This window comes from Pseudoalteromonas sp. T1lg88, assembly GCF_002964765.1.
Classification (GTDB): domain Bacteria; phylum Pseudomonadota; class Gammaproteobacteria; order Enterobacterales; family Alteromonadaceae; genus Pseudoalteromonas.
The window spans coordinates 612,729-628,649 of record NZ_PQCF01000032.1 but is presented as its reverse complement, the minus strand read 5'-3'; the positions used below and the strand labels follow the sequence as shown (position 1 = coordinate 628,649).

Genomic DNA, 15,921 nt, shown 5'->3' with positions numbered 1-15,921 from the left:
GTTATCCTTGTTGTTGCCAAGCCGGCGCTTGTTTATTGAAAAACGCGTTTAAGCCCGCTTGCCCTTCGTCGCTTACGCGAATGGCGGCAATGCGCTCGGCGGTTAAATGGCGCAGGTCGGCATCTATGTCTTTACCGGCAACGTCATTAATTAAGTTCTTCGCTGCTTTAACGGCCATGGGACCGTTGTCGGTAATGATATCGAGGAATTTGTCACATTCCGCTTGCAGGTCTTCACACACTTCGTGGATCAGTCCCATGGCGTGCGCTTTATCGGCGTTAAAGACCTCAGCGGTTAAGAAGTAACGTCTGGCATTGCGCTCGCCGATGGCTTTGATCACATACGGGCTGATCACAGCCGGGATCAGGCCAAGTTTTACCTCTGACAAACAGAATTTGGCAGTCGGGTTGGCAAGAGCAATGTCACAACTGGCGATTAGACCCAGGGCTCCACCAAAGGCTGCGCCTTGCACTAAACAAATGGTTGGGTGCGGGCAGGTGTGCAGCACATGCATGAGTTTGGCAAGCTCAAGCGAGTCGGCGACGTTGTCCTCAAAGGAGTTGTCTTTCATGGATTTCATCCAATTCAGATCGGCACCCGCGGAGAAGTGTTTGCCTTCGCTATTAAGCACCAAGGCACGAATATCAAGTGTGCTTGCATGCTCGATTAAGCGGATCATTTCGCTGATTAGCGCATCGTCAAAGGCATTGTGCTTTTCGACGCGCTGCAGAGTCAGTGTGGCGATACGGCTTTTACTAATATTGAGTGTAACTGACATAGCGCCTCCTACATTCTAAACACACCGAACTCGGTGTCTTTTTGTGGTGCGTTGGCAGCCGCCTCAAGGGCTAAACCGAGAACCGAGCGGGTATCCGCTGGGTCGATAATGCCGTCATCCCAGAGGCGCGCACTGGCGTAGTAGGGGTGACCCTGACGCTCATACTGCTCAACGATCGGCTTTTTAAACTCGGCCACTTGCTCATCGCTCATGGATTGACCCTGACGGGCAAGACCATCTTGTTTCACCTGAGCCAGTACGCCGGCGGCTTGCTCACCACCCATGACCGAGATACGGGCGTTAGGCCACATCCACATCATGGTTGGATCGTAGGCGCGACCACACATGCCGTAGTTACCGGCGCCGTATGAGCCACCGATCAACACGGTAAATTTAGGCACTTCGGCACAAGAAACCGCGGTCACCATTTTGGCGCCGTGTTTGGCAATGCCTTCGGCTTCATATTTCTGACCAACCATAAAGCCGGTGATGTTCTGTAAGAAAATCAGTGGGATGTTGCGCTTGGCACACAGCTGAATAAAGTGAGCACCTTTTTGCGCCGACTCACTGAATAACACGCCATTGTTGGCAACAATACCAACCGGGTGACCGTAGATATGGGCAAAGCCAGTTACCAGGGTCTCACCAAAGTAACGTTTAAATTCATCAAAGGATGAATCATCGACGATACGGGCGATAACTTCGCGTACATCGAAGCTCTTTTTCAGGTCGCTGCCGACAATGCCGTAAAGCTCATGAATATCGTAACGCGGTGCTTTCACCTCGTTTAACACGGGCGCAAGTGGGCGCACATGATTTAAACGGGCAATACACTGACGGGCGATAGACAACGCATGCTCGTCGTTATCGGCATAGTGATCCGCCACACCGGACACCTTACAGTGCACATCCGCACCGCCCAAGTCTTCGGCGCTTACTTCTTCACCTGTGGCCGCTTTAACCAGCGGTGGACCGGCCAAGAAGATGGTGCCTTGCTCTTTAACGATAATGCTTTCATCGGCCATGGCCGGTACATAGGCACCGCCTGCCGTACACAGGCCCATGACCACGGCGATTTGCGCTATGCCTTTGGCCGACATGCGCGCCTGGTTAAAGAAGATGCGACCGAAGTGCAGCTTGTCCGGGAATACCTCGTCCTGCTCCGGCAGGTTCGCACCGCCCGAGTCCACAAGATAAATACAGGGCAGGTGACAGCGCTCGGCAATTTCCTGAGCGCGCAGGTGTTTTTTCACCGTCAGTGGGAAGTAGGTACCGCCCTTAACCGTGGCGTCGTTAGCCACTATCATGCACTCAACGCCTTGAACGCGGCCGATACCGGCGACAACGCCAGCACAGGGAATGTCTTGCTCATACACGCCAAACGCGGCGAATTGGCCAATCTCTAAAAAGGGTGAGCCTTCATCGAGCAAGTGTTCTATACGGTCGCGCACAAATAACTTGCCGCGACTTTGGTGACGTTCTACATATTTAGGTCCGCCGCCACCGCGCAGGGTGGCCGCCTTGTCATGCAGGTCTTGAACCAGGGCACGCATCGCTTCGTCATTGACGGCGAACTGCGGGTCCTTAGGGTTTATGCTTGAAGATAGAATGGTCATACAACACCTTAGCGGCTTTCGCTGAACAGTTCGCGGCCGATCAACATACGACGAATTTCAGACGTACCGGCACCGATTTCATACAATTTGGCATCGCGCAATAGACGGCCTGTAGGGTATTCGTTGATATAACCGTTACCGCCTAGGATTTGAATCGCATCCAGGGCCATCTTGGTTGCCAGCTCGGCAGCGTAAAGGATAACCGCAGCGGCATCTTTACGTGTGGTTTCACCACGGTCACAAGCGCGGGCTACGGTGTACACGTATGAACGTGCGGCATTCATTTGCGTGTACATGTCGGCGATCTTACCTTGGATAAGTTGGAATTGGCCGATAGGCGTGTCGAATTGCTTACGCTCATGGATATAAGGCACAACCACATCCATACAAGCCTGCATAATGCCCAGTGAACCACCAGAGAGAACCACGCGCTCGTAATCAAGGCCACTCATCAACACCTTAACGCCTTCGTTTAGGTTACCCAGGATGTTTTCTTCTGGAACCGCACAGTTTTCGAATACCAGCTCACAGGTGTTTGAACCGCGCATACCTAGTTTGTCTAGCTTTTGCGCTTGCGTGAATCCCGGGGTGTCACGTTCAACGATAAAGGCGGTGATGCCTTTAGGGCCGGCGTTAGCGTCTGTTTTGGCGTAAATTACATAGGTGTGGGCATCCGGACCGTTAGTGATCCACATTTTATTGCCGTTAAGGATATAGTGGTCGCCTTTTTTCTCTGCTTTTAAGCGCATAGAAACCACGTCAGAACCCGCACCTGGCTCACTCATGGCCAGGGCACCAATGTGCTCACCGCTGATCAGTTTAGGCAGGTATTTTGCTTTTTGTTCTTCATTACCGTTACGGAAGATTTGGTTTACACACAGGTTAGAGTGAGCACCATAGCTCAGACCAATAGAGGCGCTGGCACGGCTGATCTCTTCCATGGCAATTACGTGCTCAAGGTAACCCAGACCGGCACCGCCGAACTCCTCGCTAACCGTCATGCCTAACAGGCCCATATCACCAAACTTGGTCCACAGCTCGTTAGGAAACATATTCTGTTCATCGGTTTGCTCTGCTAAAGGCGCGATCTCGGCACTGGCAAAGCTATTAACGTGGGCGCGGATCATGTCGGCGGTTTCGCCTAGGCCAAAGTTAAGCTCTTTATATAGAGAGATAGTACTCATGATGATTAATCCTGTTGTAAATGTGAGAGAGTTTCACGGCAGCGTTTTTCGGCCGTTACGAGTTCCATTAGTACGACTTTAATGTCGTCCATTTGCTGTATTAAGTGTGCTTTTTTCTCTTCGATAAGGTCTAACATAGTGACTAACTGTTTGGCGCTGGATTTGTCGGCGTCGTAAAGCTCGAACAAACGGCCGGTTTCGGCAAGGCTAAAGCCTAAGCGTTTGCCTCGTAAGATCAGCTTTAAACGGACCTTATCGCGTTTTGAGTAAATGCGGGTTTGGCCGTTACGACGTGGCATGATCAGTCCCTGGTCTTCGTAGAAACGAATACTGCGGGTGGTGATATCGAATTCTTTTGCCAGATCGCTGATGGAGAAAGTCTGTTCCATTTGCTCGTTGGGGCTTTGGCTTTGCTCAGTCATCGTTATTTAGTCTTATCTACTACAAAATATTAACACCAATATAAGTGAAGTTTACGTAAAGGTAAAGCTGGATTTCAACTCTCTTTAGGAGAGGTACAAAAACACAAATATGAGCTCAAGCGCAGGTTATTATTGGCCTTGAGAAAAAGGTGAGGGTGTTTTAACAGGGGGGGTGAGGCTGGTTAGATAAGTTTACAGCTCACAAAGTGTACAGTTTAAACTTATCTAATTGACGTTGGCGTAAACGTAAATTTTATGTATGCTCAAGTGAAATTGATTATGGAGACCCGAATATGAGCTCACAGTTAAACGATAACGACATTGTAATTGTCAGTGCAAAGCGTACCGCCATGGGCGGTTTTATGGGCGCCTTGAGCGGCGCAAGTGCCACCGAACTTGGTGCCACTGCTATTAAAGGCGCGCTCGAGAGTGTGAATATTAACCCAAGTGAGATCGATGAAGTCATTATGGGCTGTGTTCTGCCTGCGGGTCTGGGTCAGGCGCCGGCGCGTCAGGCTATGCTTAAGGCTGGTATGGACAAGCACACCGGTGCGACCACCATTAATAAGGTGTGTGGCTCTGGTCTTAAAGCCGTTATGTTGGCGCATGACCTTATTAAAGCTGGCAGCGTAAACAGCGTAGTGGCTGGTGGCATGGAAAGCATGTCTAACTCGCCTTATATGCTACCTAAGGCTCGTGGCGGCATGCGCATGGGTCACGGTGAAGTAAAAGACCATATGATGATGGATGGTCTTGAAGATGCGTACGATAACCTGGCCATGGGTTGTTTTGCCCAGGCTACGGCGGATCAATACGACATTACCCGTGAGCAAATGGACGAGTTTGCCGTAGCGTCATTGGAAAAAGCCAACAAGGCTATCGGCAGCGGTGCATTCAGCAACGAAGTTGTTGCCCATACCATCAGCACGCGCAAAGGCGACCTGGTAGTTGATACCGATGAGCAACCTGGTAATGCCCGCCCAGATAAAATTCCTTCACTTCGCCCGGCATTTAAAAAAGACGGCACCATTACTGCGGCTAACTCATCGTCAATTTCTGATGGTGCCTCGGCCTTAGTAGTAATGAGCTATGCGCAGGCACAGAAATTAGGTCTTGCACCTATCGCCCGTATCAGCGGTCATAGCACGCATTCGCGTTTACCAGCGGAATTCACCATTGCCCCTGTGGGCGCCATGGAGAAACTACTGGCTAAACTAGAGTGGAGCACGGATGACGTGGATCTGTGGGAAATCAACGAAGCCTTTGCCATGGTAACCATGTTGGCCATTAATGAAATGGGTCTGAATAAAGACAAGGTGAACGTCAATGGTGGTGCCTGTGCTCTGGGTCACCCAATCGGTGCAAGTGGCGCACGTATCCTGACCACACTTATTCACGCATTGCGTAACCAGGGCAAACGCCGTGGTGTTGCTTCTTTATGTATCGGTGGCGGCGAAGCCGTGGCCTTGGCAGTCGAAGCACTTTAATTTTTTCAGCGCCCGTATAACTAAAATTCCGGGCGCGCAGTCAATTTGGGGAGACCTGTATTATGCACAAGGTACCATTATATATCGGCGGCGAAATGCGCCAATCTGAAACATCTCAGTGGTTAGACGTAGTAAACCCGGCTAACCAGGAAGTACTTGCACAAGTGCCTATGGCCACCGAAGCAGAAGTAACTGAAGCCATTGCTTCGGCCAAAGAAGCCTTCCAAACCTGGAAAGAAGTACCGGTAAGTGAGCGTGCGCGCATCATGATGCGTTACGCTCAGTTGCTAAAAGACCACCACGACGAGCTGGCCACCATTATCTGTCATGAGCTTGGTAAAACCTTTGAGGATGCCAAGGGCGACGTATGGCGTGGTATCGAAGTGGTTGAGCAAGCAGCCAACGCACCATCGAACATGATGGGTGAAACCGTGTCTAACGTGGCACGTAATATCGACACCTATTCACTTATCCAGCCGTTAGGCGTGTGTGCCGGTGTAACACCCTTTAACTTCCCGGCGATGATCCCATTGTGGATGTTCCCACTGGCTATAGTATGCGGTAACACCTTCGTATTGAAGCCGTCTGAGCAAGACCCGCTAACGCCGATGCGCTTAGTCGAGCTTTTCGAAGAGGCCGGTGCACCTAAGGGCGTATTGCAGGTAGTTCACGGCACCAAGGGTCAGGTAGATCAGCTACTAGAGCATCCGGATATCCGTGCGATTTCATTCGTAGGTTCTTTGGTGTTGGTCAGTACATTTATGACAAGGGCACGGCAAACCTAAAACGCGTGCAATGCTGTGTGGGTGCAAAAAACCACATGGTCGTCATGCCAGATGCGCACAAGCAAAACGTCATCAATAACCTGGTTGGTTCATCGGTAGGTGCTGCCGGTCAGCGTTGTATGGGTATTTCGGTAGCCGTATTCGTTGGCAGTGCGAAAGACTGGGTTGATGAGCTTAAAGATGCACTAAGTGTGGTTAAGCCAGGTCCTTGGGACCAAGCTGACTCAGCCTATGGTCCGCAAACAACCATCGCCGCGAAGCAACGTATCCTGTCGCTAATTGCCCAAGGTAAGCAAGAAGGCGCCGACTGTCTGCTTGATGGCTCTGACTTCACCGTTGAAGGCTATGAAGAAGGTAACTGGGTTGGACCTACGCTGTTCACCAATGTCACGCCTGAGATGGCGATTTACCGCGAAGAAATCTTCGGTCCGGTATTGTGCTGTGTGTTTGTAGATACCCTGGACGAAGCCATTGCCCTTATCAATGACAACCCATACGGTAACGGTACTTCTATCTTTACCGCCAGCGGCGCTGCGGCACGTAAGTTCCAGCACCATATCGAAGTAGGTCAGGTTGGTGTGAACGTACCAATCCCTGTGCCATTGCCATTCTTCTCGTTCACCGGTTGGAAAGGCTCGTTCTACGGCGACCAGCATACCTATGGTAAGCAGGGTGTCCGTTTCTATACCGAGACCAAGACCATTACTGCGCGTTGGTTTGAAGACGACGTGGTAAGTGGACCAAACATGAGTATTCACCTTAAATAATTTCTTTACGGGTCGCCAAGGAGCGGCCCGATAAGCATGTAGTACAAGAGAGTGTGTTATGGACTTTAATCTTAGTGAAGATCAACTGGCCTTTGCCGATATGGCCGAGCGTTTCGCCAGCCAGGAACTAGCCCCTTTTGCAGCAAAGTGGGATCAGGAACATATTTTCCCCAAAGAAACCATTCAAAAAGCCGGTGAGCTTGGCTTTTGTTCCCTTTACACCCCGGAAGAAGCCGGTGGTTTAGGTCTTTCTCGCCTAGACTCAAGCATCATTTTTGAGCAGCTGGCCAAAGGCTGTACCGCCACCACGGCAATGTTGACCATTCACAATATGGCGACCTGGATGGTAGCAAGTTTCGGTACCCAAGCGGCGAAAGACATCTATTGCCCAGAATTGGTAACCGGTGAAAAACTGGCCTCATATTGTTTAACCGAGCCAGGCAGCGGCTCGGATGCGGCCTCACTTAAAACCAAGGCCGTACGTGATGGTGACCATTACTACATCACGGGTTCAAAAATGTTTATCTCCGGCGCCGGCAGCACAGAAGTGCTGGTGGTTATGGCCCGCACCGGTGAAGAAGGCCCCAAAGGCATTAGCGCCTTTGTGGTACCTGCAGACGCGGAAGGTATCAGCTATGGTAAAGCGGAAGAGAAAATGGGCTGGAACGCCCAGCCGACTCGCCTGGTTACCTTTGAAAACGTACGTATTCCGGCCGATCACCTATTAGGTAACGAAGGTGAAGGCTTTAAGTTTGCTATGCAGGGCCTGGATGGTGGCCGTATTAATATCGCCACCTGTTCAATCGGTACCGCACAACAAGCCTTGAACACGGCGAAAGCCTACCTTAAAGAGCGTGAGCAGTTCGGTAAGCCGCTGGCGGCATTCCAGGCATTGCAATTTAAATTGGCGGATATGAACACCGACTTGGTGGCAGCACGTCAAATGGTTCGCCTGGCGGCCTTTAAACTGGACAGTGGTGATAGCGAAAAAACAGCCTATTGCGCCATGGCCAAGCGTTTTGCGACCGATGTGGGCGTGAAGGTGTGTGATGATGCACTGCAGATCCACGGTGGTTACGGTTACATCAAAGAATACCCGCTTGAGCGTCATCTGCGTGATGTACGTGTTCACCAAATTCTCGAAGGTACGAACGAAATCATGCGCTTGATCGTTGCTAGACGCATTCTGGCCGATGAAGTGAACGAAATTCTTTAGGAGGAAGTTATGTCAGCACAAATTCAACTAGAAAAAAAAGGGCACATTGCCGTCTTTACCATGAGTAATCCGCCGGCAAACACCTGGACTGAACAAACGCTAATCAGCCTTAAAGAGCAGGTTGAAGCCCTTAACGCCGATAAAGACATCTTTGCCTTGGTACTGACAGGCGAGGGTGAGAAGTTTTTCTCTGCCGGCGCCGACCTAAATGTATTCGCCAGTGGTGACAAGGGCGTTGCGGCGCAGATGTCACAAGTATTTGGCGCCGCCTTTGAAGCGCTAAGCAATTTCCGCGGTGTGTCGATTGCCGCTATCAATGGTTATGCCATGGGCGGTGGTCTGGAAGTGGCCCTGGCCTGTGATATCCGTATTGCCGAAGAGCAAGCACAAATGGCACTGCCGGAAGCCAAGGTGGGTCTGCTTCCTTGTGCCGGTGGTACGCAGAACCTGTCATGGCTGGTGGGCGAAGGCTGGGCCAAGCGCATGATCCTGTGCGGCGAGCGCATTAAAGCCGACAAGGCCAAAGAAATCGGTCTGGTAGAAGAAGTGGTAGCCACAGGTGGTGCCCTTGATAAAGCCATGGCCCTTGCTGAGCAAGTGGGCGACCAAAGCCCTGTAGCGGTGAGCTACTGTAAGGAACTGATTCAAAAAGGTCGTCACGGCGATATCACCAGTGCACTGCCGCTTGAGCGTGAACTGTTTGTGAAGTTGTTCGACACCCAAGACCAAAAAGAGGGTGTAAATGCCTTCTTGGAAAAACGCAAAGCGAACTGGGTGAACGGCTAATGGATACACTGATCCCTCTCAATAACCCAGAATCAGAGGTGGTGTTTGAGCTGGCTCAGTGTAGCAATGGCGCAAAAATCGCCCTTGCTACCTTAAATGTGCCAAAAGCACTCAATGCCTTAAACCTGAATATGATCCGCCTGCTCGACGAGCAGCTGACCAAGTGGCAGAGCGATGACGAGGTTGCCCTGGTGATCATCAAGGGCGCCGGCGAAAAAGCCTTTTGTGCCGGCGGCGATGTGGTCAGCCTGCACCGCGCTATGGCCACGGGTGAGCCCAAAGACTATGGTAAGACTTTCTTTAGCGAAGAATACCGTCTGGACTATGCCATCCACTGCTATGACAAGCCGATCATCGAGTGGGGTGATGGCTTTATCATGGGTGGCGGCATGGGTCTGATGGCCGGCGCCAGTCACCGCGTGGTCACCGAACGCTCTAAGCTCGCCATGCCGGAAATCACCATAGGCTTATACCCGGATGTGGGCGGCAGCTATTTCTTACAAAAAGCGCCGGACCAGGTGGGTTTGTTCCTCGGCCTAACCGGGGCGCTAATGAATGCCGATGATGCTCGTTTCGCCAGTTTGGCGGATCACAGTATCGACAGCGAGCGCTTTGTCGAGCTGCTAAGCACCTTGTGTGAGCAAAGCTGGGGCCAGGTTTCAGCCCTTAACCACGATAAGTTGACTCAGCTTCTGAAGAAATTCGAAAGCGAGTCTAAGGCGATGGAAAAAGGTGGCCTGCGTAAGCATCAGGCAGTTATCACTAAGCTTGCCGAGTTTGACACTCTGGCAGCCAAGGTGGATTACCTGAGCGCTATCGAAACCGACGATAAATGGCTCGCCAAGGCCATTAAAACCCTGAAACACGGTTGCCCGCTTAGCGCGCATCTGGTGTTCGAACAGCTTAAACGCGCTCAGGGTTTATCCCTTAAAGCCTGTTTCCAAATGGAATTGGGCATGTCGGTGGCCTGCTGCGAGGTGGGGGAATTCCAAGAGGGCGTTCGTGCACTCTTGATAGATAAAGACATGGCACCCAAGTGGCAATACCCCACTTTAGAGAGTGTGCCTGCGGATGTAATTGAACGATTTTTTGCACCCATGGGTGAGAGCCACCCGTTGGCAAGCTTAGCTTAGGAGAAAGGCATGGCTAAAATAGGATTTATCGGCCTGGGTAATATGGGCGCGCCAATGGCGCGTAACCTGATTGCCGCCGGCCACCAAGTGCAAGTATTTGATTTAAACCAGCATGTGGTCAGCCAGTTGGCAGAGGAAGGGGCAACGGCGTGTAAGAATGCCAATGATGTCGCCCAGGGCGCGAATTTTGTGATCAGCATGCTGCCAGCGGCCAAGCATGTGCAATCACTTTATTTAGGCGAAGATGGCTTAATTAACCATCTTGGTGACGATGCAATCGTGATCGACTGCTCAACCATAGATGCGGCCAGTGCCAAGAGCCTTGGCGAAGCGCTAATGGACAAGGGCATTGCCTTTGTTGACGCGCCGGTTTCAGGTGGCGTAGCAGGTGCCGCGGCGGGTACTTTAACCTTTATCGTCGGTGGCGCGCAGGAACATTTCGACGCGGTTGAGCCGATTTTGCAAAACATGGGTAAGAATATTTTCCATGCCGGTGCCATTGGCGCCGGACAAGTGGCTAAAATCTGTAACAATATGCTGTTGAGTATCTTGATGGCGGGAACCAGTGAAGCCCTGCAAATGGGTATTAATCACGGCCTTGATCCTAAGGTGTTATCCGAAATCATGCTTAATAGCTCAGGCCGTAACTGGACATTAGAGCTGTATAACCCATGTCCGGGTGTGATTGATTCTGTGCCTTCAAGCAACCAGTATCAGCCGGGCTTTATGGTTGATTTGATGGCTAAAGACCTGGGTCTGGCGCTGGAAGCGGCGCAAAACTCAGGCTCGGTAACACCACTTGGTGCGCTTAGCAAAAACCTCTACACCCTGTTGCAAAACCAAGGGGCGGGAGCGAAAGACTTCAGCGCTATTTTTACCCTATTTGAGAAGAAATAAGCATGGATTTAAATAATAAAACCATAGTTGTCACCGGTGGTGCCCAGGGCTTGGGTCTAGCCATGGCGCAAATGGCTGCCGAGCAAGGCGCCCAGTTGGCCCTGATCGATATGGACAGTGCTCTGTTGGATGAAGCCGTGACGCATTTACGTCAGGCCAGTACCAATGCGGATGCAAAAATTAAAGCCTATGTAGCCAACGTCAGTGTTGAGCAGGAAGTGGAAGCAACTTTTGCCGCTATCGCTCAAGACTTTGGTGCCATTCATGGCCTTATCAATAATGCCGGTATTCTGCGCGACGGTCTGTTTATCAAGGCCAAAGAAGGCAAGGTGGTTGATAAGATGTCACTGGCGCAATTCCAGTCTGTTATTGACGTTAACCTTACCGGTGTTTTCCTTTGTGGCCGTGAAGCTGCGGTACACATGGTTGAAAGCGGCGAGGGTGGCGTGATTATCAACATGAGCAGTGTGGCTCGTGCCGGTAACATGGGTCAGACCAACTATTCTGCGGCTAAATCTGGCGTGGTCGCCATGACGACCAGCTGGGCCAAAGAGCTGGGTCGTTTTGGTATTCGCGTGGGCGCCATTGCCCCAGGCGTTATTCGTACCAAGATGACGGATGCCATGAAGCCTGAAGCGAAAGAGCGCTTGGTGAAGATGAAGCCGGTTGGTCGTCTTGGTGAAGCCGAGGAAATCGCCCATACCGCCAAGTATATCTTTGAAAACGATTTCTTCACCGGGCGTGTGGTTGAAATCGACGGCGGTATTCGTTTGTAATCGCCTTATTTAAGTCTAAAAAAAGAGAAGCAAAGTTGATAAAACCTCGCTTCTCTTTTTTGTTGTCTGTCAGGGTTAGCGTTAATAAATAACATTATTAATCGGCATATTCTCTGTAGTTTCCAATCGCTTATCTAGTTGTACGAGCTGGCTATAAACGCTGGGTTTGTAAATCCTTAATCGTTGTGCTCTTGCTAAGTGGCTTGGTTCAATCGCAGTAATTTTTGGCAAGACTAACTTAAGGTTTTCATTCAGTTTTCCATTGCTATAACTTTCGTCTAAAAGAAGATCTAACACATCGAGACCATAATGCCCTGTCGATACGGGGATGTCATTGTCGACAAGAAACTTAAGTGCATCACTGTTATGACGTGCGCTGTGCATATATAAATCAAACCCTTCAGCGTCTCTGATATTTAGATTTAAACCCATGTCAGCAAGGTTCACTAATCTAGGTAGCGAATTTTGAATAAGTAGAACAACAGAGCTTGGGGGGAGCGGCTCCACTCGATTTTGCCAGGCAAGGGCGTACTTTTGCGGGTTGAATACTAGTGAACGAAATAACATGTCGGTTTGATGTTGGCTCAGTGCAGTGGTGCTCACATAATCTGTCAGCTGTGAGTTATCCTGCGCGTTTAGCAAATTACGCAGGTCAGTATCTGAGGTATTGTTTTCATTCCTGTTGGCCTCGAAAGAGAGGCTGCTCAGATAGTGATTAACTAATGCAGGGTCTATAGCATGCAAACTAGCCTCCACCTCAGCCATCGTATTCCTTGCTTGTTCAACCGTATTTCTAATTTCACGATAGGATATTAAACCTTTGGCTGTTCTAATCTCATCGTTAACGCGGGCGCATTTTGTTTCGCGGTCTCTAAATGCGTGTATTTGCATATTTAACTTGTTGATTGCTGCATTTAAAGCATGCTTATCGCTGTTACCAGCTTGGTGTTCTTTAACAGGAAGTAATGTTATTGATTCCATTGCTTTTGCTAACCTAGGCGCATTATCCAAGTATTTGCCTATATAGGGGCCAAATACTAAGGGGGTGCCATATCTCACCCAAGTTCGCCCATTACGGTCTTGCTCCAATGTGCCATGGGCGGAATAACCATTTTGTACAAGATATATGATTGTATCTATATAGCGAGTTTGGTTTTCTGCAAGCTCTTCTTTAGTCTGAGGGAGGTTGTGGATAGCCAGATCTAATCCGGTTAGTAACTCGTCTTGGTTCGTAGGTGTGACGCCATGTTTTGCTAGCGCCCGCAGTACAGGAACATTGTGATGGTAAGCCGCTAAATCGGCCAGGTTCGCTATATAAGTAGTTTCTATATTGGGATAAAGAGGTGCTTGGTGTATCTGCTTGGTGTGCTTAATCAGTTCATCGATATAGGTAATGGGGATATCATAAACAATCGCAGCTGCCAGGTCATTTACAGTGAAGCTAAGTCCATTGAGCTGGTCTTTAAATTCTTCGAACGGGATTTGCGTTGCCGCCAATACAAAAAGAATTGAGGGAGATATTGGCAGGTCGCCAGTTATATTTAGCGGTGACTCTAGGTAGGTATTGAATTGCTTGTCGTTGCGCTTAAGTTCAGCGATATCCGATGGCGTTATATTATCTTTCAAACCTAAATTCATGGTAAGCCGAACATTCCCATCGAGCTTATCCAGGTGTGTTTGCAACTCTTTTATCTTATTCCTATCCAGTCCTGCGAGCAGGGTTATCCCATGCATGTTATCAAGATGACGCAATGAGGTTACGACCTCAAAGTTTTGCTTAGCCACATTGTTTGCGGCCTGCTTTATAAGGTCGTTATAGCTTCTGAAATACACAAGAGTGGGACGGTTGTTACTAAGATAGACCTCAAAGTAGCTTTTACCGGCAGTTAGTTCTACTTCTATCTCTCGTATAACATCTTCTTGAGCTAAGGTAATTTGCTTCTTAAAGTCACGAGATACGGATGAGCATTGTTTACTGAAGCTCACCAGTCCTTCTAGATTTTTTCGACGCTGGTTACCTAGTTTTTTTAGCGTTTGCTCCGACTGGTTAACGGTAGCAGCGAGCGCTGAATTCGTTTGCGTTGCGTTAGATGCCGTTAGATCATCCTTAGCAGTATATATGATGCCTATGAGCGAGAGCACTATGGCACTGGCAAGCGTTAGTCTATATTTCATCAGGAATCACCATCTAGCGAAGCTGTGTACCCAAAGGGCAAGGGCGTGAGGGTAGAGTACCAGCCTCTACCCTTTAATGGCTTATATGTTGCCGCTTAGTTCTTGCGAATATGCGAGCTTGAGCTTAGTTGTAAACCATGGCCATTGATGTCTGTGGTCATTGAGGTAGAAATGTCCTGCTCGGCCAGGGCCTTAAGTTCAGGCGGCGTTTCTTGCCCATTTGCTTCGTTGGCGGCAACGACAATCTTCATTAATGGTGCGAGGTTAACCGTCATGCCGAGAAGGCCATTGGCTGCAAGCGTTTCGTTTTCCAAAGCGCCAACCTGCTGCTCGGCTTGCTCACCCGTGTATAGCGTAATGTGATTACCCTTTACGGCCAGTTTAACGTCTAAATCGTGCTCCATGCCCATTTCCAGTAGTTCGTTTACCGAGACTGGACTACCGTCGCTCGGCACATTTACACCTGCCATATGAGGTACCAGAGATTTAGCGGTATTGATCAGCGTCATAGGATCGTCGGCACTGAGAGTAAATAGGCCGCTGAACTGCTTGATGTCGGGAACGTGTGGGTTGGTCAAATCCAAGTCCAGGTCATTAATGGTGAAGCTGACACCTTTAACCCCTGCAAACATACCCGTGGCCATGGCGATGGCCATAGGGTTGGCTCCCTGTGCTTGCTCTTGGGCCATTAATAAGGGTTCACATTCAAACTCGGCCTGAGTGAAGGAGCTCCATAAGGTGTTGGTTAGCGAACCCACCTTTGCTACGTCAATGCCATAGCCTAGGCTCAAAATGGCGTCGTCGGCATCGGTAACATGCTTAGGAATAAAGCCACGCAGGGTCGCTAATGCTCCAAGAAGGTCGCTATCACTGCTTTCAAAAATCACATCGACATCGAAGTTAGCATGGCTGCTGGTCACTTCCAGATCTGATGTGCCCCAGACCAGGCCCGGGAACTTAGTTGCGATGGCGGGCAGGTCTTTTTTACAGCCTGGAGTACGTACCGCATCCAAGGCATTGGTTTTACCTGCTTTGGCTATAAAGGTGTCGATCATGGTACCTAGGCGTGAAGGTTTCTCGGCGACTAGGGCCGAAACCAAGGCCTTATTATCGATAAAATTGACCGAGCTGCCATCCCAGCCATATTTATCAGCATATTCCTGCAGGCGACCTGTGCTCGCCAATGACCTAGTTGGTTTTTTAGCAGCGAGTGCCAGGGCGAGATCGTCTTCATTGCTCACCATATCGCTGTTCAGGGTAAGGGTTAACCATTGCCCCTGGACGCTGAGGACTAGCTCAAGAGACTGGCCTTGCTCTGCTTCAAGGATAAAACGGGTATAAGCGGTGTTATTCAGGTTTTTTTCTTCGTGGCTTATCCCCGCTTTGTCTGCAGCTTCTTTCACCGTGTTGACGAAGGTGTTTGGCTCGGCCAGTTCGATGCGGGCTACGGGCATAATACCAACTGCGTAGCTAAGGTAACGCAATTCGCTGCCAAAGCCCCATATCTTATCGGCGCTTTGTGTGGCTATGGCCTGCTCGTACTTGTTTAGCAGCTCGGCGATAAACACCGCAATCTTGTCGCCGTCTTGTTTTAGCGCCTCGGTAATTTCACTAAACTGACCGCGTTGCTCTTCACTCAATTCGGTTGCGGGTAACAGCTTGGCATATTGCTCATAGGGGAAGGGGGTAAGCTGAGAGGCAAAAAACACAGTGTCAGAGGGCACATAGTCTAGCTCGGCAAGATCTATTTTGGCACTGGACTGATTATTCTGCTGGTAATAGATACCACCACCTAAGGCGGCAACGACCGCAGCACCAATAAGGACTTTCTTCATAAGAACTCCATTTCTAGTTGATAATTATTTTGAGCAAAAAGAATACGTTAATGTGTGGCCCTTA

At 49.9% G+C, this 15,921-nt stretch carries 12 protein-coding genes and 1 pseudogene; 7 read left to right on the top strand and 6 right to left on the bottom strand.

Annotation, left to right across the window (positions count from 1 at the left end; translation table 11 throughout):
* Position 1: 1 nt before the first annotated feature.
* From C2M34_RS14405 to C2M34_RS14390, 4 genes are read right to left on the bottom strand one after another with little or no spacing between them, the layout of a single operon-like run.
* Positions 2 to 778, bottom strand: coding sequence for an enoyl-CoA hydratase-related protein (locus C2M34_RS14405; protein WP_105215900.1), 777 nt, complete (start codon positions 776 to 778; stop codon positions 2 to 4).
* 8 nt (positions 779 to 786) lie between these two features.
* Positions 787 to 2,394, bottom strand: a complete 1,608-nt coding sequence (locus C2M34_RS14400) for a carboxyl transferase domain-containing protein (RefSeq protein WP_105215902.1) — start codon at positions 2,392 to 2,394, stop codon at positions 787 to 789.
* An 8-nt stretch (positions 2,395 to 2,402) separates the two neighbouring features.
* Complete coding sequence (locus C2M34_RS14395) at positions 2,403 to 3,578, bottom strand: isovaleryl-CoA dehydrogenase (protein ID WP_105189734.1); 1,176 nt, start codon at positions 3,576 to 3,578, stop codon at positions 2,403 to 2,405.
* A gap of 5 nt (positions 3,579 to 3,583) precedes the next feature.
* Positions 3,584 to 4,000 carry a MerR family transcriptional regulator gene (locus C2M34_RS14390; protein ID WP_105199020.1) on the bottom strand — a complete coding sequence of 139 codons (417 nt, stop codon included), beginning with the start codon at positions 3,998 to 4,000 and terminating at the stop codon, positions 3,584 to 3,586.
* A 293-nt stretch (positions 4,001 to 4,293) separates the two neighbouring features.
* Here C2M34_RS14390 and C2M34_RS14385 point away from each other — a divergent pair, with 293 nt between their 5' ends.
* The 7 genes and pseudogenes from C2M34_RS14385 to C2M34_RS14355 all read left to right on the top strand — a co-directional run bounded on the left by C2M34_RS14385 (position 4,294) and on the right by C2M34_RS14355 (position 11,847).
* Complete coding sequence (locus tag C2M34_RS14385) at positions 4,294 to 5,487, top strand: thiolase family protein (protein WP_105199019.1); 1,194 nt, start codon at positions 4,294 to 4,296, stop codon at positions 5,485 to 5,487.
* A 62-nt stretch (positions 5,488 to 5,549) separates the two neighbouring features.
* Positions 5,550 to 7,039, top strand: a pseudogene (locus tag C2M34_RS14380) (CoA-acylating methylmalonate-semialdehyde dehydrogenase).
* Positions 7,040 to 7,097: 58 nt separating this feature from the next.
* A complete protein-coding gene (locus tag C2M34_RS14375; protein WP_105215907.1) occupies positions 7,098 to 8,255 on the top strand; it encodes an acyl-CoA dehydrogenase family protein in 1,158 nt (385 codons plus the stop codon).
* Between the two features lie 9 nt (positions 8,256 to 8,264).
* Positions 8,265 to 9,041, top strand: a complete 777-nt coding sequence (locus tag C2M34_RS14370; protein WP_105259148.1) for an enoyl-CoA hydratase — start codon at positions 8,265 to 8,267, stop codon at positions 9,039 to 9,041.
* On the top strand, positions 9,041 to 10,174 hold the full coding sequence (locus C2M34_RS14365) for an enoyl-CoA hydratase/isomerase family protein (RefSeq protein ID WP_105259147.1): 1,134 nt from the start codon (positions 9,041 to 9,043) through the stop codon (positions 10,172 to 10,174). The genes C2M34_RS14370 and C2M34_RS14365 overlap by 1 nt, the downstream gene beginning before the upstream one ends.
* A gap of 9 nt (positions 10,175 to 10,183) precedes the next feature.
* Positions 10,184 to 11,071, top strand: a complete 888-nt coding sequence (gene mmsB / locus C2M34_RS14360; protein ID WP_105199014.1) for a 3-hydroxyisobutyrate dehydrogenase — start codon at positions 10,184 to 10,186, stop codon at positions 11,069 to 11,071.
* 2 nt (positions 11,072 to 11,073) lie between these two features.
* The gene (locus C2M34_RS14355; protein WP_105199013.1) at positions 11,074 to 11,847 is read left to right on the top strand and encodes an SDR family oxidoreductase; all 774 of its coding nucleotides are present in this window, start codon (positions 11,074 to 11,076) and stop codon (positions 11,845 to 11,847) included.
* An 81-nt stretch (positions 11,848 to 11,928) separates the two neighbouring features.
* On the opposite strand, the gene C2M34_RS14350 is transcribed toward C2M34_RS14355, so the two are convergent.
* Positions 11,929 to 14,022: a hypothetical protein gene (locus C2M34_RS14350; protein ID WP_105259146.1), complete on the bottom strand. Its 2,094-nt coding sequence runs from the start codon at positions 14,020 to 14,022 to the stop codon at positions 11,929 to 11,931.
* A 95-nt stretch (positions 14,023 to 14,117) separates the two neighbouring features.
* Positions 14,118 to 15,857, bottom strand: coding sequence for a hypothetical protein (locus C2M34_RS14345; protein WP_105259145.1), 1,740 nt, complete (start codon positions 15,855 to 15,857; stop codon positions 14,118 to 14,120).
* Positions 15,858 to 15,921: the final 64 nt, after the last annotated feature.